Origin of the sequence: Pseudomonas sp. YJ42, from assembly GCF_047225135.1 — a bacterium.
GTDB classification, from domain to species: Bacteria; Pseudomonadota; Gammaproteobacteria; order Pseudomonadales; family Pseudomonadaceae; genus Stutzerimonas; species Stutzerimonas stutzeri_E.
On the sequence record NZ_CP178378.1, the window covers coordinates 216,009 to 241,478 of the forward strand.

The 25,470-nt window shown below is 61.5% G+C and carries 22 protein-coding genes; 14 read left to right on the forward strand and 8 right to left on the reverse strand.

Annotated features, from left to right (window positions below; all coding sequences use genetic code 11):
• Positions 1 to 40 precede the first annotated feature (40 nt).
• From ACL0K2_RS01015 to ACL0K2_RS01045, 7 genes are all read left to right on the forward strand, one after another.
• Positions 41 to 634, forward strand: a complete 594-nt coding sequence (locus tag ACL0K2_RS01015; protein WP_045161934.1) for a peroxidase-related enzyme — start codon at positions 41 to 43, stop codon at positions 632 to 634.
• Between the two features lie 103 nt (positions 635 to 737).
• Positions 738 to 2,003, forward strand: coding sequence for an OprD family porin (locus tag ACL0K2_RS01020; protein ID WP_045161935.1), 1,266 nt, complete (start codon positions 738 to 740; stop codon positions 2,001 to 2,003).
• Positions 2,004 to 2,248: 245 nt separating this feature from the next.
• Complete coding sequence (locus ACL0K2_RS01025) at positions 2,249 to 3,022, forward strand: ABC transporter ATP-binding protein (protein ID WP_239609321.1); 774 nt, start codon at positions 2,249 to 2,251, stop codon at positions 3,020 to 3,022.
• The gene (locus tag ACL0K2_RS01030; protein WP_045161937.1) at positions 3,019 to 3,735 is read left to right on the forward strand and encodes an ABC transporter ATP-binding protein; all 717 of its coding nucleotides are present in this window, start codon (positions 3,019 to 3,021) and stop codon (positions 3,733 to 3,735) included. Before ACL0K2_RS01025 ends, ACL0K2_RS01030 begins: the two co-directional genes overlap by 4 nt.
• 93 nt (positions 3,736 to 3,828) lie before the next feature.
• Complete coding sequence (locus ACL0K2_RS01035; RefSeq protein ID WP_413043565.1) at positions 3,829 to 5,046, forward strand: ABC transporter substrate-binding protein; 1,218 nt, start codon at positions 3,829 to 3,831, stop codon at positions 5,044 to 5,046.
• Positions 5,047 to 5,126: 80 nt separating this feature from the next.
• On the forward strand, positions 5,127 to 6,014 hold the full coding sequence (locus tag ACL0K2_RS01040; RefSeq protein ID WP_239609327.1) for a branched-chain amino acid ABC transporter permease: 888 nt from the start codon (positions 5,127 to 5,129) through the stop codon (positions 6,012 to 6,014).
• A 2-nt stretch (positions 6,015 to 6,016) separates the two neighbouring features.
• Entirely contained in the window at positions 6,017 to 7,027 is a 1,011-nt protein-coding gene (locus ACL0K2_RS01045) for a branched-chain amino acid ABC transporter permease (protein ID WP_413043566.1), read from the forward strand.
• A gap of 315 nt (positions 7,028 to 7,342) precedes the next feature.
• Here ACL0K2_RS01045 and ACL0K2_RS01050 read toward each other — a convergent pair whose 3' ends face one another.
• Positions 7,343 to 8,119 (reverse strand): enoyl-CoA hydratase, encoded by a 777-nt coding sequence (locus ACL0K2_RS01050; protein WP_413043567.1) that lies wholly within the window; start codon positions 8,117 to 8,119, stop codon positions 7,343 to 7,345.
• 175 nt (positions 8,120 to 8,294) lie between these two features.
• Here ACL0K2_RS01050 and ACL0K2_RS01055 point away from each other — a divergent pair, with 175 nt between their 5' ends.
• The 5 genes from ACL0K2_RS01055 to ACL0K2_RS01075 all read left to right on the forward strand — a co-directional run bounded on the left by ACL0K2_RS01055 (position 8,295) and on the right by ACL0K2_RS01075 (position 13,479).
• Complete coding sequence (locus tag ACL0K2_RS01055) at positions 8,295 to 9,185, forward strand: LysR family transcriptional regulator (protein WP_239609331.1); 891 nt, start codon at positions 8,295 to 8,297, stop codon at positions 9,183 to 9,185.
• Entirely contained in the window at positions 9,182 to 10,201 is a 1,020-nt protein-coding gene (locus tag ACL0K2_RS01060) for an AraC family transcriptional regulator (protein ID WP_413043568.1), read from the forward strand. Before ACL0K2_RS01055 ends, ACL0K2_RS01060 begins: the two co-directional genes overlap by 4 nt.
• Positions 10,202 to 10,368: 167 nt before the next feature.
• Positions 10,369 to 11,136, forward strand: a complete 768-nt coding sequence (locus ACL0K2_RS01065; RefSeq protein ID WP_413043569.1) for an SDR family NAD(P)-dependent oxidoreductase — start codon at positions 10,369 to 10,371, stop codon at positions 11,134 to 11,136.
• A gap of 12 nt (positions 11,137 to 11,148) precedes the next feature.
• The gene (locus tag ACL0K2_RS01070; RefSeq protein ID WP_239609337.1) at positions 11,149 to 12,336 is read left to right on the forward strand and encodes an acetyl-CoA C-acyltransferase; all 1,188 of its coding nucleotides are present in this window, start codon (positions 11,149 to 11,151) and stop codon (positions 12,334 to 12,336) included.
• Positions 12,337 to 12,345: 9 nt separating this feature from the next.
• Complete coding sequence (locus ACL0K2_RS01075) at positions 12,346 to 13,479, forward strand: acyl-CoA dehydrogenase (RefSeq protein ID WP_413043570.1); 1,134 nt, start codon at positions 12,346 to 12,348, stop codon at positions 13,477 to 13,479.
• A 182-nt stretch (positions 13,480 to 13,661) separates the two neighbouring features.
• On the opposite strand, the gene ACL0K2_RS01080 is transcribed toward ACL0K2_RS01075, so the two are convergent.
• The 6 genes from ACL0K2_RS01080 to ACL0K2_RS01105 all read right to left on the reverse strand — a co-directional run bounded on the left by ACL0K2_RS01080 (position 13,662) and on the right by ACL0K2_RS01105 (position 21,381).
• Positions 13,662 to 14,741 (reverse strand): CaiB/BaiF CoA transferase family protein, encoded by a 1,080-nt coding sequence (locus ACL0K2_RS01080; protein ID WP_413043571.1) that lies wholly within the window; start codon positions 14,739 to 14,741, stop codon positions 13,662 to 13,664.
• 96 nt (positions 14,742 to 14,837) lie between these two features.
• On the reverse strand, positions 14,838 to 16,475 hold the full coding sequence (locus ACL0K2_RS01085; RefSeq protein WP_413043572.1) for a long-chain fatty acid--CoA ligase: 1,638 nt from the start codon (positions 16,473 to 16,475) through the stop codon (positions 14,838 to 14,840).
• Between the two features lie 212 nt (positions 16,476 to 16,687).
• Positions 16,688 to 17,839, reverse strand: a complete 1,152-nt coding sequence (locus tag ACL0K2_RS01090) for an acyl-CoA dehydrogenase family protein (protein WP_045161951.1) — start codon at positions 17,837 to 17,839, stop codon at positions 16,688 to 16,690.
• A gap of 13 nt (positions 17,840 to 17,852) precedes the next feature.
• Complete coding sequence (locus tag ACL0K2_RS01095; RefSeq protein ID WP_413043573.1) at positions 17,853 to 18,908, reverse strand: enoyl-CoA hydratase/isomerase family protein; 1,056 nt, start codon at positions 18,906 to 18,908, stop codon at positions 17,853 to 17,855.
• A 2-nt stretch (positions 18,909 to 18,910) separates the two neighbouring features.
• Positions 18,911 to 19,801, reverse strand: coding sequence for a 3-hydroxyisobutyrate dehydrogenase (mmsB, locus tag ACL0K2_RS01100; protein WP_413043574.1), 891 nt, complete (start codon positions 19,799 to 19,801; stop codon positions 18,911 to 18,913).
• 68 nt (positions 19,802 to 19,869) lie between these two features.
• The gene (locus ACL0K2_RS01105; RefSeq protein WP_239609345.1) at positions 19,870 to 21,381 is read right to left on the reverse strand and encodes a CoA-acylating methylmalonate-semialdehyde dehydrogenase; all 1,512 of its coding nucleotides are present in this window, start codon (positions 21,379 to 21,381) and stop codon (positions 19,870 to 19,872) included.
• A gap of 226 nt (positions 21,382 to 21,607) precedes the next feature.
• On the opposite strand from ACL0K2_RS01105, the gene ACL0K2_RS01110 reads away from it, so the two are divergent.
• Together ACL0K2_RS01110 and ACL0K2_RS01115 are read left to right on the forward strand one after the other, a co-directional pair.
• A complete protein-coding gene (locus ACL0K2_RS01110; protein WP_413043575.1) occupies positions 21,608 to 23,380 on the forward strand; it encodes a PAS domain-containing protein in 1,773 nt (590 codons plus the stop codon).
• Positions 23,377 to 23,772, forward strand: a complete 396-nt coding sequence (locus ACL0K2_RS01115) for a response regulator (RefSeq protein ID WP_413043576.1) — start codon at positions 23,377 to 23,379, stop codon at positions 23,770 to 23,772. Before ACL0K2_RS01110 ends, ACL0K2_RS01115 begins: the two co-directional genes overlap by 4 nt.
• Positions 23,773 to 23,858: 86 nt before the next feature.
• Here ACL0K2_RS01115 and ACL0K2_RS01120 read toward each other — a convergent pair whose 3' ends face one another.
• Positions 23,859 to 24,956, reverse strand: a complete 1,098-nt coding sequence (locus tag ACL0K2_RS01120; RefSeq protein WP_413043577.1) for a hypothetical protein — start codon at positions 24,954 to 24,956, stop codon at positions 23,859 to 23,861.
• Positions 24,957 to 25,470: the final 514 nt, after the last annotated feature.

Below are 25,470 nucleotides of genomic sequence, written 5' to 3' on the forward strand. Positions count from 1 at the left end.
GGCCGCTCGCATTGTCGATCGCAACGATACGGAGCGCCACATGACTCAATCGATCAGTCGTTTCCCGCTCGTCGAGGATCTCGCCGCGCTGCCTGCGGATGTACGCGAGCGTATTCTCGCCGTGCAGGAGAAGGCAGGCTTCGTTCCTAACGTTTTCCTGATGCTGGCTCATCGGCCTGCTGAATTTCGCGCGTTCTTCGCGTACCACGATGCGCTGATGGAGCGCGAGTCCACCAGCCTGACCAAGGCCGAGAAAGAGATGATCGTGGTCGCGGTGAGCGCCGATCATGGCTGTCTGTATTGCGTGGTGGCCCATGGCGCGATCCTGCGCATCCTGGCCAAGGATCCTCTGATCGCCGATCAGGTCGCCGTCAACTATCGCACCGCGCCGATCAGCCAACGCCAGCGGGGCATGCTCGATTTCGCCCTGCACCTGGCTGCCAAGCGTGGCGTATTGGATGACGCTTGGCAGACACGACTGGAGAGTCTGGGCTTCACGCTGGACGACATCTGGGACATCGGCGCGATTGCCGCGCTGTTCGGTCTATCCAACCGTCTGGTGTCGATGGCGCGCACACCGCCCAACGACGAATTCTATTTGCTGGGCCGCGTGCCCAAGCCTGCCGCGAGCTGAGCGACAGCCCTGGATTTGCCGCATATGCGGTAGATACGAGCCCCGGCTGGAGCAGGTCGGGCTCACAGCTGCATCAACCAAGACAATAACAAGAGAGATGACTATGCAACTGAAACCCCTGAGCCGTTTTTTCATCCTAAGCAGCCTGACGGCATCCGCCCTGGGCGCCTCGACGATGGCTTCAGCCGCGTTTTTCGACGACAGCAAGGCGGCCGTCGAGCTTCGCAACTTCTATATGAACCGTGATTTCCGCGAAAGCGGTGCGAGCCAGTCCAAGGCCGACGAATGGGCTCAGGGCTTCATCATGAAAATCGAATCAGGCTACACGGACGGGCCGGTCGGCTTCGGCCTCGACGCCATCGGCCTGTTGGGCGTCAAGCTCGACTCCAGCCCTGATCGTTCCGGCACCGGCATTCTGCAGCGCGACCTGGAGACCAAGCGCGCCCAGGATGACTACGGCACCGCGGGGCTGACCGCCAAGGCGAAACTATCAAACACCACGCTGCACGTTGGCACCCTGCAGCCGATCATTCCGGTGCTGATGCGCAACGACAGCCGCCTGCTCCCCAACGTCTACCGCGGTGCCTGGCTGCAGAGCAAAGAAGTCCAAGGGCTGACCCTGGATGCGGGGCGGCTCGATCGCACCAGTTATCGCGACTCGTCCGATTACGAGGAGATGGCAGTATTCAATGGCGGCGCACGGAATATCCAGCTGGGTAGCACCAAGACCAGCGACGAGTTCCTGTTTGCTGGGGGCAAATATCAGTTCAGCCCCGAACTGACCGGCAGCTACTACTACGGCGGACTGGACGGCATCTACGACCAGCACAACATGCAGTTGGTCCATATCATGCCGCTGGGTGAGAACCAGAGCTTCAAAACCGATCTGCGCTACGTGCGCTCCACCGACGACGGCGGCAGCAACGTCGACAACAACGCGTTCGGCGCGCTGTTCACCTACCGGCTCGGCGGCCATGGCTTTACCGGTGGCTATCAGAAGATGAGCGGCGACACCGGCTTTGCATATGTCAGCGGTGGCGACAACATGCTGATCAACCTTTTGCAGATCAATGACTTCGGTAACGAAGATGAGAAGTCATGGCAGGTTCGCTACGACTATGACTTCGCTGCTGTGGGCGTGCCAGGGTTGAGCCTGATGACTCGTTACGTGTCCGGTGACAACGTCAACCTGGCCGCCGGTGGGGAAGGCGAGGAGTGGGAGCGTGACACCGATATCGCCTACGTGGTGCAGAGTGGACCGCTGAAGAACTTTGGCATGAAAGTGCGCAACGCGACCGTGCGCAGCAACTTCGGCTCCGACCTGAACGAAACCCGTCTGATCCTCAGCTACACCCTGGCGCTCTGGTAACCGGAGAGCGCAACACCGCAACCCCTCCTCGTTGATCTTTGCCGGGCCGTTGTGGCCCGGTTTTTTAGGCTACCTTCAATGAGGAATTCCGTTCGGGCGGCCTCGAATCATTGACTCCAGAAGTCAATCGGCCGTTTGAAATTGCAGCTTGCCTCGAGTCGTAAGTGGTTGTTATCGTTTACGTAAAGGTCACGCAGCGACCTGCGCCATAACCAACAACAATAATCAAGGTTAGAGGGCATCCAATGGAACCAGAGTTCGTGCTGGAAACGCGCGGCCTGACCAAGGAATTTCGCGGCTTCACCGCAGTGGATTCCGTTGATCTGCGCGTACAGAAGGGACACATCCATGCACTGATCGGCCCCAACGGCGCCGGTAAGACCACGGTATTCAACCTCCTCACCAAATTTCTCACGCCCACTCGCGGCGACATTCTCTACCGCGGCAAACCGATCACCTCGATGAAAGCCAACGAGATTGCCCGGCTGGGCCTCGTGCGCTCATTTCAGATATCGGCGGTGTTCGGTCACATGACCGTGCTGGAGAACGTCCGTGTCGCGCTGCAGCAAAAGCTGGGCAATTCCTATCATTTCTGGAAATCCGAACGGATTCTGCGTGAACTGGACGACCGTGCTATGCAGCTGTTGGCGGACGTGGATCTGGAAACCTTTGCCCAGACGCTCGCCATCGAACTGCCTTACGGCCGCAAGCGGGCGCTCGAACTTGCAACCACGCTGGCGCTGGATCCGGTTGTGCTGCTACTCGACGAACCCACCCAGGGTATGGGGGGCGAAGACGTCGACATGGTCGTGGCGCTGGTACGGCGAGCCGCAGTGAATCGCACGGTGCTGATGGTCGAGCACAACCTCAGCGTGGTGAGTCGGCTTTGCGACCGCATCACGGTGCTGGCGCGCGGCGCGGTGCTGGCCGAGGGTGACTATGACACCGTCTCGGCCAATCCCCAGGTGCGCGAGGCCTACATGGGCAGCGAAGCCGCCGCAGAAGAGGTGCACCCATGACGCCCATGGCCGACCGCGACCAGCTGCGACTGGATGATCTGCATGCTTTCTATGGCGAGTCCCATATTCTTCACGGTGTCGATCTGGTCGTCGGGCGGGGCGAGCTCGTCACGCTGCTCGGCCGCAACGGTTCCGGTCGCAGCACGACGTTGCGCGCAATCATGAACATGGTCGGGCGACGCACCGGCTCCATCGTGATCAACGGCAACGAAACCATCGGCATGCCTGCCCACCAGGTTCCAAGGCTCGGCGTTGGCTACTGTCCCGAAGAACGAGGCATCTTCTCCAGCCTCAGTGTCGAGGAAAACCTGCTGCTGCCGCCCACTGTCCGCAGCGGTGGCATGGGGCTGGACGAACTCTACGAGATGTTCCCCAACCTGTATGAGCGCCGTTTCAGCCAGGGCACGCGATTGTCCGGCGGCGAGCAGCAGATGCTCGCCATGGCGCGCATTCTACGTACCGGCGCCAACCTGCTGCTGCTCGATGAGATTACCGAAGGCCTGGCCCCGGTGATCGTGCAGAAGCTCGGCGAAGTGCTGATCAAACTGAAGAAACGCGGGCTGACCATCGTGCTGGTGGAGCAGAACTTCCGCTTTGCCGCCCCTCTGGCCGATCGTCATTACGTGATGGAGCACGGCCGGATCATCGAAGAGATCAGTGCTGCAGAACTGGATTCGAAAAAGGAGTTTTTGAATAGCTGTCTGGGGGTCTGACGGCCTTTTCGTCAGGAAGTCCCGCCGGTTCGAAGTGCACGCCGGCCAATACACCAAGAGCCACAACAACAAAAACAAACACAGTGGGTGAATATGAAAACCATCAAGAAGACCGCAGCTGCCGTTCTGGTTTCCAGCATGATCGCCGGTGCCGCGCAGGCCGAAATTAGCAACGACGAAGTCCGCATCGGCTATCTCGCCGATATGTCCGGAACCTACCGTGATCTGTCCGGCCCGGGCGGCCTCGAAGCACTGCAAATGGCGATCGAAGACTTCGGCGGCACGGTCAATGGCAAGAAGATCGTGACCTTTAACGCTGATGACCTGAACAAGCCCGACGTGGGCGCCAACACCGTGCGGCAGTGGATCGACGAGCGCAATGTGGACATGGTGACCGGCATGGTGGCCAGCTCCGTAGTGCTGGCGGCGGCCAAGGTCGTGGAGCAGGGCGGCAAGCTGGCGCTGATTTCCGGCGCGGCCGCATCGAGCATTACCAACGAGTACTGCTCGCCCAGCCATATTCACTGGACCTACGATACCTTCGCGTTGGCCAACGGCACCGCTAATGCAGTGCTCAAGGATGGCGGCAAGAGCTGGTTCATCCTCACCGCCGACTATGCCTTCGGTCACGCCATGGAGGCCGATATCACCAAAGTCGTTGAGGCTCAGGGCGGGAGCGTGGTCGGCACCGTTCGCCATCCGTTCCCGAGCAGTGACTTCTCGTCCTACATCCTGCAGGCACAAGGGTCCGGCGCTGACGTGGTCGCCCTGGCAAACGCCGGCGCCGACACGGTGAACTCGCTCAAGACCGCCAGCGAGTTCGGTGTGACCCAGTCCGGTCAGAAACTTGCCGGGATGGTGGTGTTCCTTAACGACATCCACGCGATGGGGTTGGACGTAACCCAAGGCCTGATGCTGACCACCGGTTGGTACTGGGACATGAACGAGGAATCCCGCGCCTGGGCCAAGCGTTATTTCGATCGCGTCGGCCGCATGCCGGGCATGGTGCCGGCCGGCATCTACTCGGCGACCATGCACTATCTCAACGCCGTGAAAGAAACCGGCAGTGATGATGCTCAAGTGGTTCGTGCGCAGATGGCCAAGACGCCGATCAACGACATGTTCGCCAAAAACGGCAGCATCCGCGAGGACGGGCGCATGGTGCATGACATGTATCTGGTCAAGGTGAAAACCCCAGCCGAATCCAAGGGCGAGTGGGACCTTTACAAAATGGTCAGCACCATCCCTGGCGATGAAGCGTTCCGGCCTATAGGCGAAAGCCAGTGCCAGAAGATGGCGGCGAAGAACTGACTCGCCCGATCCGTGCCTTTACCTGGCCGGCTCTCGCCAGAGCGGCTGGGTACCCCGGAAAATTCCTTGGGTAGTGAATCATGACTCTCGTTTTCGGCGTCCCCCTGAGCGTTCTGTTCGGGCAGCTACTGCTCGGCCTGATCAACGGGTCGTTCTATGCGCTGCTGAGCCTTGGTCTGGCGATCATCTTCGGCCTGCTGCGCATCATCAACTTTGCCCACGGCGCGCAGTACATGCTCGGCGCCTTTGCGGCGTTTCTCGGGCTGAACTACCTGGGCATCAATTACTGGGCGGCACTGTTGCTATCGCCCTTGCTGGTCGGGCTGCTTGGCATCGGAATCGAGCGCGGCCTGCTGCGCCGCATCGCTGGGGAAGATCATCTGTACGGCCTGCTGCTGACCTTCGGCCTGGCGCTGATCGTCGAAGGCAGCTTCGTCAAACTGTTCGGCGTCTCGGGTTCATCCTATCCAATGCCGGACATGCTCAAGGGCGGGCATAACCTGGGCTTCATGTTCCTGCCGACCTACCGTGGCTGGGTCATTGTTGCAGCGCTGACGGTGTGCTTCGCCACTTGGTACATGATCGAGCGAACCCGGTTGGGCTCCTATCTGCGCGCTGGTACCGAAAACCCCAAGCTGATGCAGGCCTTCGGCATCAACGTACCGCTGTTGATCACCCTGACCTATGGGTACGGTGTGGCGCTTGCTGCCTTTGCCGGCGTGCTGGCTGCGCCGATCTACGCGGTGACGCCGGGCATGGGCTCGAATCTGTTGATTGTGGTGTTCGCCGTAGTAGTGATCGGTGGTATGGGTTCGATCATGGGCGCGATCATTACGGGGCTCGCCATGGGGCTGATCGAGGGACTGACCAAGGTGTTCTATCCCGAGGCGGCAAACACGGTGATTTTCGTGATCATGGTTCTGGTCCTGCTGGTTCGCCCCGCCGGCCTGTTTGGTAAGGAGACGTGAACATGTCGACTCAAGAAAGCGTTCAAGCGTCTCCGGTGGCCACGCGAGCCAACGCCGAACGCGAGCGCCGCCGTGCTGCGATGCGCCGCCAATACATGTTCTACGTGGTGCTGTTGGGGCTGGCGCTGGTGGCGCCGATGATGGTTTACCCCGTGTTTCTGATGAAGCTGCTGTGCTTCGCGTTGTTCGCCTGCGCCTTCAATCTGCTTTTGGGCTATGCGGGCTTGCTGTCCTTCGGGCACGCGGCGTTCTTCGCCTGTGGCGGGTATATCACCGGCTACATGCTCAGCAGCTACAGCGGCCTGAGCACCGAGCTGGGTATTCTCGCCGGCACGCTGGCATCGACAATATTGGGGCTGATCTTCGGACTGCTGGCGATCCGTAGGCAGGGCATCTATTTCGCGATGATCACCCTGGCGTTGGCGCAGATGGCCTTCTTCGTCTTCGTGCAGGCGCCGTTCACAGGCGGCGAAAACGGTATGCAGGGCGTGCCGCGCGGGTTCTTGCTGGGCCTGTTCGACATGCAGAACAACATGGCGCTGTACTACTTCGTGCTAACGGTGTTCGTGTTCGGTTTCGCCATCATTCAGCGCACCATTCACTCACCATACGGCCAGGTGCTCAAGGCGATTCGCGAAAACGAACCTCGGGCGATATCGCTCGGCTACAACGTCGATGCGCACAAGTTGCTGGCATTCGTCATCTCTGCGGCGTTGACCGGCCTGGCCGGCTCGACCAAGACTGTGGTGTTCCAGCTCGCCTCGTTGACCGATGCGCACTGGCACATGTCCGGCGAAGTGATCCTGATGACCTTGCTGGGCGGCGTCGGCACTATTCTCGGTCCGATCGTGGGTGCGACGGTGGTGGTGACTTTGCAGAGCTCGCTATCCAACGGGCCGCTGGGCGAGTGGGTGCATGTGATTCTGGGCGTGATTTTCGTGCTCTGCGTGCTGCTGTTCCGCTCCGGCATCGTGGGTTGGCTGGAGCGGCTGATCAAACGCAATTTCAAGTAAAAGGCGACCGGAAGCGGAGACAGGAGGCGTCCGGGTCCCCAGGCAGGACCGATCGCACAGCAGTAGCTCGCCAATGGTAGGAGAGTTACCCGGGTGAAGCGGCCAGGGTTGGGCGGTCCGGTGGGCATTCGCTGCGGGGCGCGCCTCTCACGAAAGCGGGCCGGTGTGGGTGCCAAATCCGCGGTGAGCAAGCGCACGCCAATCGGGGAGGTCCCGCATGCGACGTTCGGTAGATACGGTCTGTGGGGAGCCCCGCCCCCGGGGCGAAGCTGTCTAGCGGTGAGATAGCCCTGCAGCCGCGCAGGGCCTTGTTGCTCAGGCGTTTTTCCAGCTCGGGCGGCGTTTTTCCAGGAAGGCATTGACGCCTTCCTTCTGATCCTGGGTATCGAACAGTTCCGCGAACAGTTCACGCTCGGAGGCCCAGCCATCGGCGTGGGTCTCGTTGCGTGCATTCATCACCAGGCGCTTGCAGCGGCTGATGGAGGACGGGCTCTGTGCGCTGACGCCTGCTGCGAGCTTGAGCGCAGCCTCGAGCGATTGTCCGCGTGGGACGACTTCCTCGACCAGGCCAATCTTCTCGGCCCGCTGTGCATCGATGCGCTCGCCACAGAGAATCATGCGCTTGGCCCAGCCTTCGCCCACCAGCCAGGGCAGGTTCTGGGTGCCACCAGCGCAGGGCAGCAGGCCGACGCTCGCTTCGGGAAGGGCCATTTGCGCCTGTTCCTCTGCGATGCGGATGTCGCAGGCCAGCGCGCATTCCAGGCCGCCGCCCATGGCGTACCCGTTGATCGCCGCGATGGAAACGCCGCGAAAACGCGTCAGCGCATTGAAGGCATGGCCGAAGCGCTCGGCTACTTCGCGGGCGCTGGCCTTGTCGCCGTCGGCGAATTGCTTGAGGTCGGCACCGGCCGAGAAGAACTTTTCACCCTGGCCAGTGATGACCAGCGCATACACGTTCGGATTGTCGTTGAGCTGACCGATCAGTTGTTCCAGCAAGGCCAGCGACTCGCGGTCCCAAGTATTGGCCGGCGGGTTGGCGATGGTCAGCAGGGCGGTGTGGTCGCGTATCTCGAGCTGGATCTTCTGGCTCATGTCGGTTCCTTCTCGTTGGAATGATGTGCACGCCGTAAGGCGAGCAGGGTTCGATGAACGAGCCTAGCAGTGTAAAAATAGTAAACACATGCGACTAATATGCAGATGTATTCTGTTTTTTTGCACAGCCGGCCCTGTTGGCGTGCGCGATGACCTCACGGATCTGGAGCCTACGGTGGATTGGGACAACCTGCGTTTCTTTCTCGAACTGTCGCGCGCGGGCAAGTTGACGGTGGCGGCGCGGCGCCTGGCGGTCGATCACACCACGGTCGCGCGCCGGGTGCAGGCACTGGAAAAGGCGCTGGACAGGCAGCTGTTCATCCGCGCCAAGGCGGGCTATCGGTTGTCCGAAGCCGGTCGTGAATTACTCACCCAAGCCGAGGCGATGGAAAGCGCCATTACCTCCATCGAACAGCCGAGCCTGACGGCTGACAAACTCTCCGGTCAGGTCCGCATCGGCGCGACCGAGGGCTATGGCACGCTGATGCTGGCCGGACAACTGGCCACGCTCACCCGCGACTACCCGCACCTCGGCGTGGATCTGCTGGCCGTTCCGCGCTCGGTGCGTCTGGCGCGCCATGAAGCGGACATCGTCATCACGCTGGAACGGCCGGAACGTGGCCCCTACGTGATCACCAAGCTGACCGACTACGTGTTGCGGCTCTACGCGTCGGAGGCCTATCTCGCTCAACATCCGCCCATCCGCAGCCGTGAAGATCTGAGCCACCACGTGTTCGTCAGCTATATCGAGGACCTGCTTTACAGCAAGGAGCTGTTCTTCCTCGACGAGATCGTTCGCCCCCGTCAGCATTCGCTGCGCAGTACCAGCATTCTTGCGCAGCAGGAAGCCGTCGCCGCCGGGGCCGGGCTCGCGATACTGCCCGCATTCTCCGCACGCAAGGAGCCGTTGCTCAAGGAGGTGCTGGTCGACGAAATCGAGTTCACCCGTACGTTCTGGATGCTGATGCCCGTGGAAAACAAGGACCTGGCGAGGATGCGCGTGTGCTGGGATTTTCTCCGCGCCGTCGCCGCCAGCAGCCAGGATCAGATGATGGGGCGCGCATGATCCGCGAGGATAAGGGCACCATTTCGGTCCAGTTGGTGCACGAGGCACTGCTGGCCTTTACCACGCCGGTGCTGCCTGCTCAGGCCCTGCTGGATAACCTCGGACTTTCGCCAATCGCGCTCGACGACTCGGAGGCGCGGGTCGATGTGACTGAGTACAGCAAGCTCTGGCGGCGACTGGCACGGCATTTCGACGATGAATTCTTCGGCATGGATGCGCGGCGAATGCGAGTCGGCAGCTTTGCCTTCGTCTGCCGCGCAGCGATGGCGCAGCCGACCTTGGACAGTGCGATGCAAGTGGCGCTGGACTTCTTCGGGTTAACCTTCGAAGCCTTCCGCGGCGAACTGAACCGTAGCGAAAGTCTGGCCGAGATCGTGCTGCTGGAGCGCGATACGTCGCCACGACGGGCATTTACCTACTTCACCTTCTGGATGTTGCTGCATGGGCTGGCGTGCTGGCTGGTCGGGCGGCGCATTCCGTTGCTGGCGGTGGAGCTGCGCTGCGACGAGCCTGACTACAGCGATGACTATCGCGTGATGTTTTCGGACAACCTGCGGTTTTCGCGTTCCACCACGCGCCTTATATTCGCCGCCGAGGTGCTGGGTCTGCCCGTTCGCCGTAGTGAGTCCGAACTGCATGGCTTCCTGGCCCAGGCGCCAGCGAACATTCTGGTCCGGTATCGTGATGACACCAGTCTGGCCAGCCGCATCAAGGCGAAATTGCGCGGGCTGCCGGCCGAGCAATGGCCGACCAGCCACCTGCTGGCTCAAGAACTGTGCGTTTCGCCGTCGACCCTGCGCCGTCGGCTGGCCGAAGCCGGGCTGCCGTACCAGACCATCAAGGACTTGGTGCGGCAGGAAATGGCGACCTTGTGGCTAGCCGATGCCGCCATCACCTATGGCGAAATCGCCGATCGCCTCGGCTTTGCCGATGTCAGCTCCTTCTACAAGGCGTTCCGCAAATGGACCGGGACCAATCCCGGCCAGTACCGCCGACTGATTCTGGGTACGGTCTAGACTTCAGTCAGGTCAGATTGGCCAAAACGGTCAGCCAGATTGAGAAGAACGACCATTGTCCGCACCGATCGGGCTGATGAAGATGCCGCCAAGGGGATCGTTTGGGCACCGGCCTTGACCATAGGTGCCTGCGGCGGCGATCTCGGACGCTTTCGAGAGGTTGTGCTGTGGACATTCAAGACAAGGTTTTCCTGATCACCGGAGGCGCCTCCGGGCTGGGCGCGGCGGCTGCCGAAATACTGCTGCTGGCCGGTGCGAAAGTCGTGCTGGCGGACATCAATACCAAGCTGCTGAACGAGCGCTGCGAGACGTTGGGCACCAATGCCCTGGGTGTGATCACCAACGTATGTGACGAAGCTGCGGCGCAGGGGGCTGTGAATGAGGCGGTGGAGCGGTTCGGCGCGCTGCACGGGCTGGTCAACTGCGCCGGCGTTGCCAGCGGCGAAAGAATACTCGGTCGTCAGGGGCCGCATGGTCTGGACAGTTTCGGCAAGGTCATCGGCCTCAACCTGATCGGTACTTTCAACATGCTGCGCCTGGCTGCCGAGGCCATTGCCAGGAATGAACCGGACGCCGAGGGCAATCGCGGCGTGATCATCAATACGGCCTCCGTCGCGGCCTACGACGGCCAGATCGGCCAGGCTGCCTATGCGGCCTCCAAGGGTGGTGTGGTCGCGATGACGCTACCGGCCGCACGTGAATTGGCACGCCACGGCATTCGGGTCATGACCATCGCCCCCGGCGTGTTCGAGACGCCGATGATGGCCGGCATGACTCAGGAAGTGCGCGACTCACTGGCCGCAGGCGTGCCGTTCCCTCCGCGGCTGGGTCGCGCGCCGGAATACGCAGCGTTGGTACGCCATATCATCGAAAACGACATGCTCAACGGTGAAGTGATCCGCCTCGACGGTGCGCTGCGCATGGCCGCGAAATAATCGGAGACAGCAATGAACAACGATCCAATCGTGATTCTGGGCTCGGCCCGCACGCCCATGGGCGGTTTCCAGGGCGATCTGAAAAGCCTCAGCGCGCCGGAGCTGGGCGCGGCGGCGATTCGCGCTGCAGTGGAGCGCAGCGGTGTTTTAGCCGAACAGGTGCAGGAGGTGCTGATGGGCTGCGTGCTACCAGCCGGCCTCGGCCAGGCACCGGCACGTCAAGCCGCGCTTGGCGCCGGGTTAGGCAAGGCAACCGCTTCCACCACGCTGAACAAAATGTGCGGCTCGGGCATGCAGGCGGCGATCCTCGCCCATGACGCGCTGCGCGCTGGCAGCGTCGACCTGATCGTTGCCGGTGGCATGGAAAGCATGTCCAACGCGCCGTACCTGCTGGAAAAGGCCCGCGGCGGCTACCGCATGGGCCACGGCAAGGTGCTTGACCACATGTTCCTCGACGGCCTCGAGGACGCCTACGACAAGGGACGCTTGATGGGTACCTTTGCCGAGGACTGCGCGCAGAATCATGGTTTCAGCCGTGAGGAGCAGGATGCCTACGCGGTGACCTCACTGCAGCGGGCGCGCGACGCCATTACCGCTGGCCGTTTCGCCAGTGAAATCGTCCCGCTGGAGGTCACGCAGGGTCGTGAGCAGCGCACCGTGCGCGATGACGAACAGCCGCCCAAGGCAATGCCGGAGAAGATTCCGTCTCTCAAGCCGGCGTTTCGCGAGGGCGGCACTGTTACCGCAGCCAACTCCTCCTCGATTTCCGATGGCGCCGCCGCGCTGGTGCTGACGCGACGCTCCCGGGCCGAAAAGCTCGGCCTGAAGCCGCAAGCGGTGATCCATGGCCACGCGGTATTCGCCGATGCGCCCAACCTGTTCCCGACCGCGCCCATCGGTGCCATCCACAAGCTGCTGGAGCGCACCGGCTGGCGTCTCGACGAGGTGGATCTGTTCGAGATCAATGAGGCCTTCGCCGTAGTCAGCATGGTCACCATGCGCGAGCTCGGTCTGGATCACGCCAAGGTCAACGTCAACGGCGGCGCCTGCGCGCTTGGCCACCCGATCGGTGCATCCGGTGCGCGCATTCTCGTCACGCTGCTCGCCGCGCTGCGCGACCGTGGGCTGCGCAAGGGCATTGCGGCCATCTGCATCGGCGGTGGCGAAGCGACCGCCATGGCCGTCGAACTACTCGACTGAGGAATTGCCATGCTGCTCAATGATGACCAGACCAGTATTCGCGACATGGCTCGACAATTCGCCCAGGAACGGCTGAAACCCTTCGCCGCCGACTGGGACCGCGAGCATCGTTACCCGGCCGAGGCGATTGCCGAGATGGCTGAGCTCGGCTTCTTCGGCATGCTCTGCCCGGAACAGTGGGGCGGCAGCGACACCGGGTATATCGCCTATGCGCTGGCACTCGAAGAGATCGCGGCTGGAGACGGCGCCTGCTCGACCATCATGAGCGTGCACAACTCGGTCGGATGCGTGCCGATCCTGCGCTTTGGAAATGATGAACAGAAACAGCGCTACCTCACGCCGTTGGCCAGCGGTTCGCAGATCGGTGCCTTCGCCCTCACCGAGCCCCATGCCGGCTCCGATGCGAGCAGCTTGCGCACCCGCGCCCGACGTGACGGCGATGGTTACGTTATCAACGGCGCCAAGCAGTTCATCACTTCGGGCCAACACGCCGGCACGGTAATTGTCTTCGCCGTGACCGACCCGGACGCCGGCAAGCGTGGCATCAGCGCCTTCATCGTGCCGACCGATACACCGGGTTATCACGTGGTACGGATCGAGGACAAGCTCGGCCAGCACGCCTCCGACACTTGCCAACTGGCGTTCGAAGAGATGCGCGTGCATGAGTCGCAGCGCTTGGGCGAGGAGGGCGAGGGCTACCGCATCGCACTGGCGAATCTGGAAGGTGGCCGCATCGGCATTGCCGCCCAGGCCGTGGGAATGGCCCGAGCGGCCTTCGAAGCCGCGCGCGATTACGCGCGCGAGCGTGAGGCGTTCGGAAAAGCCCTTACCGAACACCAGGCCGTCGCCTTTCGCCTGGCCGACATGGCCACCCAAATCACCGTCGCTCGGCAGATGGTGCTGCACGCTGCCGCACTGCGCGAGGCCGGCCAGCCTGCACTGGTCGAAGCCTCCATGGCCAAGCTGTTTACCTCGGAAATGGCGGAGAAGGTTTGCTCGGCAGCGATCCAGACGCTGGGTGGTTATGGGTATCTGCAGGACTTCCCGGTGGAACGCATCTACCGCGACGTACGTGTCTGCCAGATTTACGAAGGCACCAGCGATATTCAGCGATTGGTAATTGCGCGCAACTTGGGGGAGTGAATCCTCTGTTCGATATTGATGCGCAAGCCGTTTGGCTCCGGGTGGGCTGAAACCCACCACAATGGGGCGCAACCATGGCCCTGGTGGGCTGACGCTCACCTACGGGGCTAAATCTTAGGCTGCGTCGATATTCCAGATGACACTGGCTTGCGAAGCGGAAGGGTGATGACCTCACCTCTCGTTCAATCCCAGCCTTTCGTGTCCTCTGCCGAGTCCCTGATTGCCCCCGGCGTTCGCGAAAAGCGCGGGGCGGGTGCGGCGTGGAGGGTGCCGTCGATGTCGCGGTACACGCCGCGTTCCCGCATGTGCGGGTGCTGCGCGGCTTCTTCCAACGTGAGTACCGGCGCGAAGCAGGCATCGGTGCCTTCGAGCAGCGCGCACCAGTCGGCTTGGTTCCGGCTGGCGAACAGTGTGGCGAGTTGCTCGCTCTGTTCCTGCCAGCGGTCCGGGTCGGAACAGCCTTGGCGCAGGCTCTCCGGCGCATCGATGCGCTGCATCAGCTCGGAGAAAAACTGCGGCTCCAATGGCCCAACGGCAATGTCGCGTCCATCAGCACAGGTGTAGCAGCGGTAGTGCGGGGCGGCACCGGAGAGCAGGTTGCGGTCTCGCTCCAGGGAGATGGCGCCGCTGGGCAGGAGCCCGGCGAAAAAGGTCATCATGGACGACACACCATCGACGATGGCGGCGTCGACCACTTGCCCCTTTCCCGAACGATCCCGCTCCCAGAGGGCAGCCATGATGCCGAACGCGAGATACAGCGAGCCTCCGCCGAAATCGCCAACGAGATTCAACGGTGGGATCGCCGGACCTTCGCGGCCGCCGATGGCAGCCAGCGCGCCAGTGATCGCCAAGTAATTGATGTCATGGCCGGCGCTCTTGGCCAGTGGTCCGGTCTGGCCCCAACCGGTCATTCGGCCATAGACCAAGCGCGGGTTGCGCTCGTGCATCTGCTCCGGCCCAAGGCCCAGTCGCTCCATCACCCCGGGGCGAAAACCTTCGATCAACACGTCCGCGTTTTCGGCCAAGGTCAGGCATCGTTCGCGCCCTGTGTCCGTACGGACGTCGAGTGTGATTCGCTTGCGGCCGCGATCCGCCACCGGATTGGGCCAGCCGTTGCCGCCTTCACGCTCAATGCGGATAACCTCGGCACCGAGATCGGCCAGTAGCATTGCGCAGTGCGGGCCGGGGCCGATGCTGGCGAATTCGAGCACCCGAAGGCCGAGCAGGGGACCTTGGCGGGGTTGTGATTGGTCTATCGACATCGGTAGCTCCCGAGGCTTAGCGCATCGAACGGGCAGATGGCTCGGCGAAGCGAGATCCAACTGTGGTGGTCGTAGGATGGGCGCAACCCTGGCGGTTTAGCTGCCCACCGCGCTCATCTCAAGCAGGTGGTTGCGGTAGCGGTCGCGCAGGGTCTTCTTGTCGATCTTGCCAGTGGCGGTTAGCGGAACGCTGTCGAAAATCACCGCGTCGGGCATCCACCATTTGACGATCTGCGGTTCCAGATAGGCGAGAATGGCTTCAGCGCACACTTCAGCGTCATCGTGGGCTTCGATGATGAGAATCGGGCGCTCCTCCCATTTTTCGTGGGTCACACCAACCACCGCCGCGATTCGCACGCCGGGGCAGGCCACGGCGATGTTTTCGATATCGATGGAGCTGATCCATTCGCCGCCGGACTTGATCACGTCCTTACTGCGATCGGTGATGCGCATGTAGCCGTTGGGGTCGATGGTGGCGATGTCACCGGTGTCGAACCAGCCATCCTGGTCCAGTGCGCTGGAGTCGCTGCGGAAGTAGCGCTCGACCGTCCAGGGGCCGCGCACCAGCAGCGCGCCGGAGCTGGTGCCATCGTGGGGCAGCTCATTGCCTCTTTCGTCAACGATCTTGAGCTCGATGCCAAATTGCAGCCTGCCCTGGCGGGTCCAGATGGCCTCGTTGGTGGCCGCTTCGCCCTGGGCGGCCAACTTGGGCGTCGGGGTGGCGACCACGCCGAGCGGGCTGGTTTCGGTCATGCCCCAGAGCTGGCGGACACTGACGCCATAGCGGGTCTCGAACTTCTCGGCCAGCGCCCTGGGTACCGCCGAGCCGGCAATGACCAGGCACTTGAGCTGGCCGGTGCCCTCGCCGGTGCGTTCCAGATAATTGAGGTACATGGTCCAGATGGTCGGCACACCGCCGGAAAAGGTCACGCCTTCGTTCTGGATCAGCTCCTGCAGGCTGGCTCCATCCATCTTGTCGCACGGCAGGACGAACTTGCAGCCGTTTATCGCCGCGGTGAAGGGCACGCCCCACGCGGTCGCGTGATAGAGCGAGGAGCAGGGCATGATGCAGTCGAACGCCGAGAAGCCGAAGGCGCCGGTGAGTCCCGCGGCCATGGCATGCAGGACGACGGAGCGGTGGCTATACACCACACCCTTCGGATGACCGGTGGTGCCAGAGGTGTAGCAAAGCATGGCGCCGGCATTCTCGTCGAACTGCGGCCAATCGGTGATCGGTTCTTCTTGGGCAATCAGGGTCTCGTAGCTCTGCGCACCTACTTCGCCGGGTTCGGTGCGTTGGGCATCCGACAGCATGATGAAGGTATGGATGTGCTCCAGCCGTGGCCGAACGCGTTCGACCACGGAGAGAAAGCTGCGATCGAACAGCAACACGCCACTGCCGGCGTGATTCAACGTGTAGATGATCTGGTCATCCGACAGCCGCGGATTCGCGGTGTGGAGCACGGCGCCGATGCCCGGTACGGCAAAGAACAGCTCGAAGTGACGATGCGTATTCCAGGCCATGGACGAGACCAGGTCGCCGGCTTTGACGCCCAGACTGCGCAGCATCGAGGCCGCCTGGCCTGCGCGTTTCGCCAGCCCGGCATAGTCATAACGCCAGAGAGGTTCGTCTACCAGCCGCGAGACGATTTCCCGATCGCGATGGGCGAGGGCGGCGTGGGTCAGGATGCCGCTGATCATCAGCGGGGTCTGCTGCATCGTACCTTTGAGCATCTTCGTATCCTTTTTATTGTTGTGTGGATGGCGGCTGATATGGCTCGACATCCATAACTCGGATTACTGACTGCTTGTCGTCTTTAACGGGTCTTACCCGCCAGCTTTAATGATTTCGCGCTGAACTAGCGCTCCCTTGGCCCTCCAGGTTGCATTCGCGAGCCTGGCCACGAACAGATGAGTCCGCGCGCCGCTTTTCCATGCGCGATCTTTCACAGCCCATAGTTGTTGAGCTCCCGAGCGATCAGTAGCCGCTGAATCTCGCTGGAGCCTTCATAGATCTGCGTAATGCGTGCGTCGCGGTAGTAACGCTCGACCGGATAATCCTCGAGATAGCCGTAGCCACCGTGGATCTGCATGGCCTTGGAGCAGACGTATTCGGCGACTTCCGAGGCGAATAGCTTGGCCTGGGAGGCTTCGGATAGGCATGGCAGGTTGGCGCTGCGCAGACGCGCCGCATGCAGGATCAGCAGTCGCGCGGCGTTGAGGCGGGTGTGCATGTCCGCCAGCATGTTTGCCACACTCTGGTGCTCGATGATCGGCTTGTCGAACTGGATGCGCTCGCGGGCATATCCCAGCGCCGCCTCGAACGCCGCGCGGGCGATGCCCAGCGCTTGGGCGCCAATGCCGATGCGCCCACCTTCGAGATTCGACAGGGCAATGGCCAGTCCCTTGCCGCGTGGGCCGAGCAGATTGGCTTCGGGGATGCGGCAGTCGCGCAGGGTGACGCCGCAGGTATCCGAAGCACGGATTCCCATCTTGCTTTCCATCCGATCTACGACGAAACCGGGGTTGTCGGTAGGCACCAGAAAAGCCGAAAGACCCTTCTTGCCCAGTTCCGGATCGGTGACTGCGAAGACGATGGCGATCTTCGCGCGCTTGCCATTGCTGACGAATTGTTTGGCGCCGTTGATCACCCATTCGCCGTTCTCCAGCACGGCGCGGGTGCGCAGGTTGTGCGCTTCGGAGCCGGCCTGGGGTTCGGTAAGGGCGAAGCAGCCGATGGCGCGCCCGGCGGCCAGATCCGGCAGCCATTCGTCCTGCTGTTCCGGCGTGCCGTATTTGAGGATTGGACCACAGCCGACCGAGCTGTGAATGCTCATCAACGCGCCGATGGCACCGTCGCCGGCCGAGATTTCCTCGACCGCCAACGCGTAGGCGACGTAATCGATGTAGGTGCCGCCCCATTGCTCGGGAACGATCATGCCCAGCAGACCGAGCTCGCCCAGCTGGGTCACGGTCTCGTCACCGATCCAGCCGGCCTGCTCCCAGGCCTGGGCTTTGGGTGCGATTTCGGCGCGGGCGAAGTCGCGCGCCATGTCGCGGATCATCCGTTGTTCTTCGCTCAGTTCGATGTCTTGCATGGATTGTTTCCTCTCAGACGCCCGCGAAGAAATCGGCAACCCGCTGAGGCGTCACCTCACTCAGCGTAGGCGGGTTCCAGCGTGGGTTCTTGTCCTTGTCGACGATCAGTGCGCGAACGCCCTCGATGATGTCGCCCTGATCGAACCACTGGCGGTCCAGATGCAGCTCCATACGGAAGCAATCGGCCAGTGAGAGTGCGCGTCCGCGACGAAGCATTTCCAGCGTGACGCCGAGCGAAAGAGGCGAGCGGCTGTCGATGGTCTTGAGCGTCTCGGCCGCCCAGTCGCGATATTCCGGACGGTTTTCACCTGCCAGCGATTCGCGGATCGCCGCGACGTTGTCATGACCGAAGTGTTTTTCTATGGCCGGGAAAAGCGCTTTGAACGAGGCATCCGGCAGTTCGGTGCACCCCATCGATACCAGCAGATTGGTCAGCGCCTGAACCGGCGGGGTGCTCCAGTCCTGACGGTCTAACGCTTGTTCGAGCTCAGCGAAACGCTCATGGCGCACGCAGTAATCGGCCAGCCCGGCATAGAGCGCGTCGGCCGAATCGATATGGTTGCCGGTCAGACCCATGTAGATGCCGAGGTTGCCCGGCAGGCGCGGCAGGAAATAGCTGCCACCGACGTCAGGGAAATAACCGATGCCTACTTCCGGCATGCCCATGCGCGTGCGCTCTGAGATCACCCGCAACGACGCGCCCTGGACGAGTCCCATGCCGCCGCCGAGAACGAAGCCGTTCATCAAAGCCAGCAGCGGCTTGCTATAGGCGTGGATGTATTGGTCGAGAGCATATTCCTCTTCGAAGAAGACGCGATGAAGATCCTCGCCGTTCTGGTAGCTATCATACAACGAGCGGATGTCTCCGCCGGCGCAGAAGGCCTTTTCGCCAATGGCACGCAATACCACGGCGACCACGTCCTGATCGTCAGCCCAGTCCTGCAGTTGACGATGGAGGTTGCGGACCATCGGCAGGGTGATGGCGTTCAGCCCAGCCGGACGGTTCAGGGTGAGGTAGCCGACGCGATTACGAACCTCGATCAATACCGGCGCTTCTGCCTGGGTCATGCTCAATCCTCCTGACGGTAGAGTTTGATGATCGCGGAGAAGTCTAGGGTACCGTTGCCCTGCGTGCTGAAGGCCTGGTACAGCTGCTGCGCGAGAGCACCGAGGATAACCGGCTGGCGCACCTGTTTGGCCGCTTCACTGGCAAGTCCCAGATCCTTGAGCATCAGATCGGTGCCGAAGCCGCCGCTGTAGCCGCGCGAGGCCGGACTGTTCTCCACCACGCCGGGGAACGGGTTGTAGATCTCGGAACTCCAGCAGCGCCCGCTGGACGAGTTGATCACACTGGCCAGAACTTTGGGGTCCATTCCCAGCGAGACGCCCAGGGACATGGCCTCGGCGGCACCGATCATGGAGATGCCAAGCAATAGATTGTTGGCGACCTTGGCAACCTGGCCGTTACCGCTGCCGCCGCAGTGGACGATGTTCTTGCCCATTGTTGCGAGAATTGGCTGGGCCTTCTGAAAGTCCGCCTCGTTGCCGCCGACCATGAAGGTCAGGGTGCCGGCTGCCGCACCGACGGTGCCGCCGGAGACCGGGGCGTCGAGCATCGGGTTGCCGTTTTTTGCCGCAGCGGCGGCGACTTCGCGGGCACTCATCGGGTCGATGGTGGACGAGTCGATGAGCAGCACGTCGGCCGGGACGTGGGCGAGCAAGCCGTCCTCGCCCAGGTATACCTGCTTCACGTGGGCGGCCGCCGGGAGCATGGTGATGATCACCTCGACACCCGCTTGGGCGACGGCGGCGGGAGAGGTGGCTTCCTTCGCGCCAGCGTCGACCAGGTTGGAGACTGCCGCAGCGGAGAGGTCGAATACACAGACCTGATGACCGGCCTTGAGCAGGTTGTGGGCCATGGGCCCGCCCATGTTGCCGAGTCCGAGAAAACCGATATGCATGGCCGTTTCCTTCTTGTTATAGGGGCGATTGGCGGCGCCGCGATCGACGACCACGGCGCCGGCCGCGGTTATTTCAGGTTGATGGTGGTGTTGACCGATCCGCCAACTTCGCTCTCGTCGAACCAGCGCTGTGTAACGGTCTTGGTCTGGGTATAGAACTGCACGACCTGTTTGCCGTACGGGCCGAGATCGCCGAGCTTGGAGGCACGCGAACCGGTGAAGGAGAACATTGGCACCGGCACCGGGATCGGTACGTTGATGCCTACCTGGCCCACGTCGATTTCTTCCTGGAAATGCCTCGCCGCGGCGCCGGAACGGGTGAACAGGGCGGTGCCGTTACCGTTGGGATTGGCGTTGATCAATTCGATGGCTTGGTCGAGGGTGTCGACCTGCATCACGCAGAGCACCGGGCCGAAGATCTCCTCGCGATAGATGCTCATTTCAGGCGTGACGCCCGAGAAGATCGTCGGCGCGACGAAGTTGCCCTTCTCGAAACCTGCGACCTGCGGGTTGCGGCCGTCCAGGACCAGGTCGGCACCTTCGGCGACGCCGCGTTCAATCAGCGAGCTGATGCGATCGAGTGCGGCACAGGAGACGACCGGACCGACATCGGTGCCGCTTTCGGCGCCCGCATTGACTTTCAATGTCTTGGCCTTGGCGACCAGATCCGGCAGCCAGCTTTGCGCTTCACCGACCAGAATCAGCACCGATAGAGCCATGCAGCGCTGACCCGCCGCACCAAACGCCGCACCGACCAGGTTGTTGAGCGTCTGCTCCTTGTGCGCGTCGGGCAGGATGATGCCGTGGTTCTTCGCACCCATCATGCACTGCACGCGCTTGCCGGCGAGACTGGCGCGGTTGTAGACGTGAGTGCCGACCTTGGTCGATCCAACGAAAGACACGGCCTTGATATCCGGATGGTCGCAGATCAGGTTCACCGCATCGGCGCCGCCGTGGATGACGTTCAGCACGCCCGGCGGTACGCCCGCTTCCATGGCCAGCTCAGCGAGGCGCATGGTGACCATCGGATCCTGCTCGGACGGCTTGAGCACGAAGGTATTACCAGTGGCGATGGCCATCGGAAACATCCACAGCGGGATCATCGCCGGGAAGTTGAAGGGTGTGATGCCGGCACAAACGCCCAACGGCTGCAGCAGGGTATAGGTGTCGACTCCCGTGGCGACGTTATTGGCCAGCTCACCGAGTTGCAGATTGCCAATACCGGCAGCGTGTTCGACCACTTCCAGGCCGCGGAACACGTCGCCCTCGGCGTCCGGCAGGGTCTTGCCCTGTTCGGCGGTGAGGATCGCGGCCAGCTCCTTCATGTTTTCGCGAATCAACTGCTGGTATTTGAGGAATATCCGCGAGCGTGCACCGATTGGCGTCTTGCGCCAGGTCTTGAAGGCTTCTTTGGCGCTGGCGACTGCAGCATTCATTTCCGCTTCGGTGGCGAAGGGCACGCGGGCCAGGACTTCCTGCGTCGCCGGGTTGATGATGTCGCGCCACTCGCGGGTGGAGGACTCGACCAGCTCACCGCCGATCAGGAGTTTGACTGTGGGGATGGCACTTGACTGGGTCATGGTGGGTCCTAGCGATTGTCGTTATTGAATAAAGGCTGGTCGGTTGAGCTTTCCTGATCCTAGAGTGCAAATTTATCCACATCAATGCGGGTTGCCGCATAGTGGGTCTGCATAAATGCACAGTGTTGGCTGGCTTGCATCCTTACGGCGATGGTGAGTCCGCACACCGCGGTGCCTGGATTCACTGACAGAGCGAGACCTAACTGTGACCTTGGAACAACTATAGATGTTGAGTACTGATAGTCCCGGCGTGAATCAGGTCGGCAACCGACCCGATTGCCCGTTGCCCTTCGATGAAGCGCTACTGGACATGCTGCCGATCGGCGTCTGCACGCTTGATGCCGACGGCGCGGTGCTGCGTTACAACCGAATCGCTGGCCAACTGTGTGGTCGCGGGCTGGAAGCTTACGGTCGGCTTCGTATCCTGTCCGCGGACGGCGAGGCGCAGCCATTCGCCAATACACCGCTGGCGGAGACGATCCGTACGGGGCGTACCAGCCAAGACGTTGCGCTGCTCATCGAACGGCCCGATGAACAACCAATGCCGGTGCTTGCCAATATTCAGGCAATGCGCAGTGATACCGGGCAGATCACCGGGGCAATCATCTGCTTCCAAGGCAACACGCCGTCCCGACAGTGCAATGCCGACCGCCGACGCAGCGTCGAATGGCTGAGCTCCATCGTCGAAAACACCCCTGAATGCGTGAAGGTCGTCGATCAGGACGGCACTCTGGTGCAGATGAACCCGGCGGGGTTGCGCATGCTGGATGCGAAAAAACCATCCGATGTGGAGGGGCTGAGCGTCTTCGATCTGATCGTGCCCGAGCACCGCCAATACTGGCGAGAACAGCACCGGCGTGTTTGTGAAGGCGAAAAGCTCAACTGGGAATTCGACATCATCAGCCTCGGCGGTACCCGTCGGCATATGGAGACCCATGCGGTTCCCATGACCACGCCCGGCGGGCTTCCAGGCGGATTCGTGCAGCTGGCGGTGACGCGCGACATCACCGATCGTAAACGCCTAGAGGCAGCGACACGTGAGGCGGAGCGCCGGCTGGCCGACCTCCTCGATGCGCTGCCCAGCGCTGTCTATACCACCGACGCGAACGGTAAGGTCACCTACTTCAACCAGGCCTGCGTAAAATTGGCGGGCCGCGTACCGGCCATCGGCACCGACGAGTGGTGCGTCACCTGGCGACTGTACTGGCCAGATGGTACGCCGATGCCTCACGCAACCTGTCCAATGGCCATTGCGCTCGCCGAAAACCGCGCGATTCATGGCGCGGAGGCGCTGGCCGAGCGACCGGATGGTACACGGGTACCATTCCTGGCGTACCCCGCACCGTTACACAACGAGGCTGGCGAGCTGATCGGCGCGGTGAACATGTTGGTGGATATCACTGAGCGCAAGGTGGCCGAGGATCATCGGCAATTGCTGCTCAACGAATTGAATCACCGGGTCAAGAACACCCTGGCGACCGTACAGTCGATCGCCGCGCAAAGTTTCCGGAGGAACGAGATCAGCGAAGGCTATCGCTGGTTCGAAGGACGCCTGATCGCACTGTCCAAGGCTCATGACGTGCTGTCGAAGGAGAACTGGCAGGCTGCCAGTCTGAACGACATCATCGATCAGGCGGTGGCGCCGTTTCAGGCCCCAGGTCACCAGCGCTTCGTTATCGAGGGGCCGCCCCAGCGCCTGAAACCTAAAGCTGCGTTGGCATTGGCGATGGCTTTTCACGAGCTGTGTACCAACGCTGCGAAGTTCGGTGCGCTGAGCAGTGAGAGGGGCTTCGTTCGCATTCATTGGACGGTCACACCCTCTAAGTCCATGCATCTGTTTTGGAAGGAGGTTGGCGGCCCCCCGGTTTCGCCATCGGCGCGCAAGGGGTTCGGATCGCGCCTGCTCGAGTACGGTCTGGCGGGTGAACTCGATGCCGAGGTACGACTGGCTTATCCGGTCGACGGTGTGACCTGTGACATCGAGGTTCCGCTGCCATGATCGATCACAGCGCGAATACTAGAAGCGAGAGAAGTTTTGAACATCTCCGGGTTCTGGTCGTGGAAGACGAGGTGCTGGTCGGCATGTTGCTAGAGGATATGTTGAGCGACATCGGCTGCGCACACGTGGAAGTTCTGTCGCGCTTCGCCGATGGGCTGCAAGCGGCCGAGACCGGGTCTTTCGATCTGGCCGTGCTGGATGTCAACCTTGATGGCGTCGCCAGTTTTCCGATCGCCGAACAGCTCATCGCCCGCAACATCCCGCTGCTGTTTGCCACCGGCTATGGGGCCGATGGCATGGACCCGCGATTCTCCGACATCCCCACCTTGCAAAAGCCGTTCTTCTTCAGCGATCTGGAGCGAGTCGTATCTCAGGCGTTGGAAGGGGCTTGAATTGCATCAGGCATACGTCGAGGTAGCCACTGACAGCAAAAAGCCCGCGTTCAGCGGGCTTGCCGAGGTGGCTGGGCGGTAATCCTTTACGGGCCTTGAGTCACGAACGCCGAGTTGCCCGTTCCGTTCTGCATGATCGCAGCGTTATAACTCTGCGGGCTATCCAGCGTGCCGGTCTGCACGACAGACGCGTAGTTCTCGGTGCCGATCTGACCGACGTTGGCAGAGCTGTAGTAGCCGGTCTGATCCACATCGATTTCGTTGGCGGTTCCGTTCTGGTCGATGATCAGGCTGCTGCCGTCGAAGTCCTGCCGGATATCCACCCGGTTGTAATCGCCAGTGGAGCTCCCCTCTACGCTAGTCGAACGCCCGCTTTGCTGTGCGGTCAGCTCGTTGCCGGTGCCATTCTGCGTGAAGGAGAACGAGCCGAAGCCGGCAGACTCCACGACATCCGCGACGTTGTCCGTGCCGATCTGAATCAGCTCAACGGTACCCGAGGAGTAGCGACCGGGTGAACGTTGGTCGAGCGTCGCCTGGTTAGCCGTACCGTTCTGACTGATCGTTGCGGTGGCGCCGAAGGGGAAGCCATCCTGAGTGAGGTTGATGGCGTTATCCGTACCGGTCTGCTCGGTCTGCGCATGAGTATCGCCTATTTGTTCGATATAGGCGGTGTTCCCAGAGCCGTTCTGCATCCCACTGTAATTCTTGACGAGGAAGCCTTCCTGAAACACCTCGATTGAGTTGTTCTCTCCGTTCTGGCTGATAGCTGCGCTGTTTGCGTTGAAGTCCAGCTGCTCGATATAGGCCAGATTGCTCGTACCCACTTGCGAGATGGATGCCGAATGGCCAACTTCTGCTGAAGACTGAAGTACGGTAGCGAGGTTGTAAGCACCGTCCTGGCTGACAGTGATTTCGCCGTTCAAGCCTGTTTGCTCGATGGTGGAGATGTTGCCGTTGCCAGTCTGGTTGCTGTTGGCCGTAAGACCGACCCCGCTCTGGTCGGTGTAGGCAACATTGCCTGTGCCGTTCTGTACTTGCGTAATGCTGCCCTCGTCGCCTTGCTGCATCACATCGGCATAGTTGTCGCTGCCCGTCTGATCCTGCGTCGATTCACTGACGGCGTAGGCGTGATTCGCCAGTAATACTGAAATGGCCGCTGCCAGGATTGTTTTTCTTGTCTGCATTTCAGAGTTCCTTGAGTGAAGGAGGCCTGAGTTCTAGCCGGCGCGCTTGTGACTGTGTATCCGCCGAAAAGATGAACTGTATTCTACGGGGGATTAATTCTTACGGCCGTCAATGGATGCCACACGAAAACGCTGGGCTTTGGAGCGAAAGTGCCAGCGTTTTGCTTTGTATCAATTGGAGATAAGCGGCAGACGAACCCATACGAAACGGTGAGACGCCAGGTCTGTTCATCCAGCGCTGAAGGCATGGATTGACGGGCCGGGCAGAACGACCAGCTGTGCGTGTAGCTCATCGGGCTCAAGTGGATAAACGCGCCGGCGCTGCAGCAGTTCCGCTTTTACTCACTTCTCTCAACGGGTTGTTTTGCACGGCAAGGGTGCCGCCGTAGCGAATCCCGGCTGAACAGTGGCGTATCGGAGTTGCCGTACAGCGTGGAAAGCACTCGAATTTTTTTGCCGGTCGACAGACCATAGCTCACCGATTACCACCACGGCGCTTCTACGAGTACCGTCA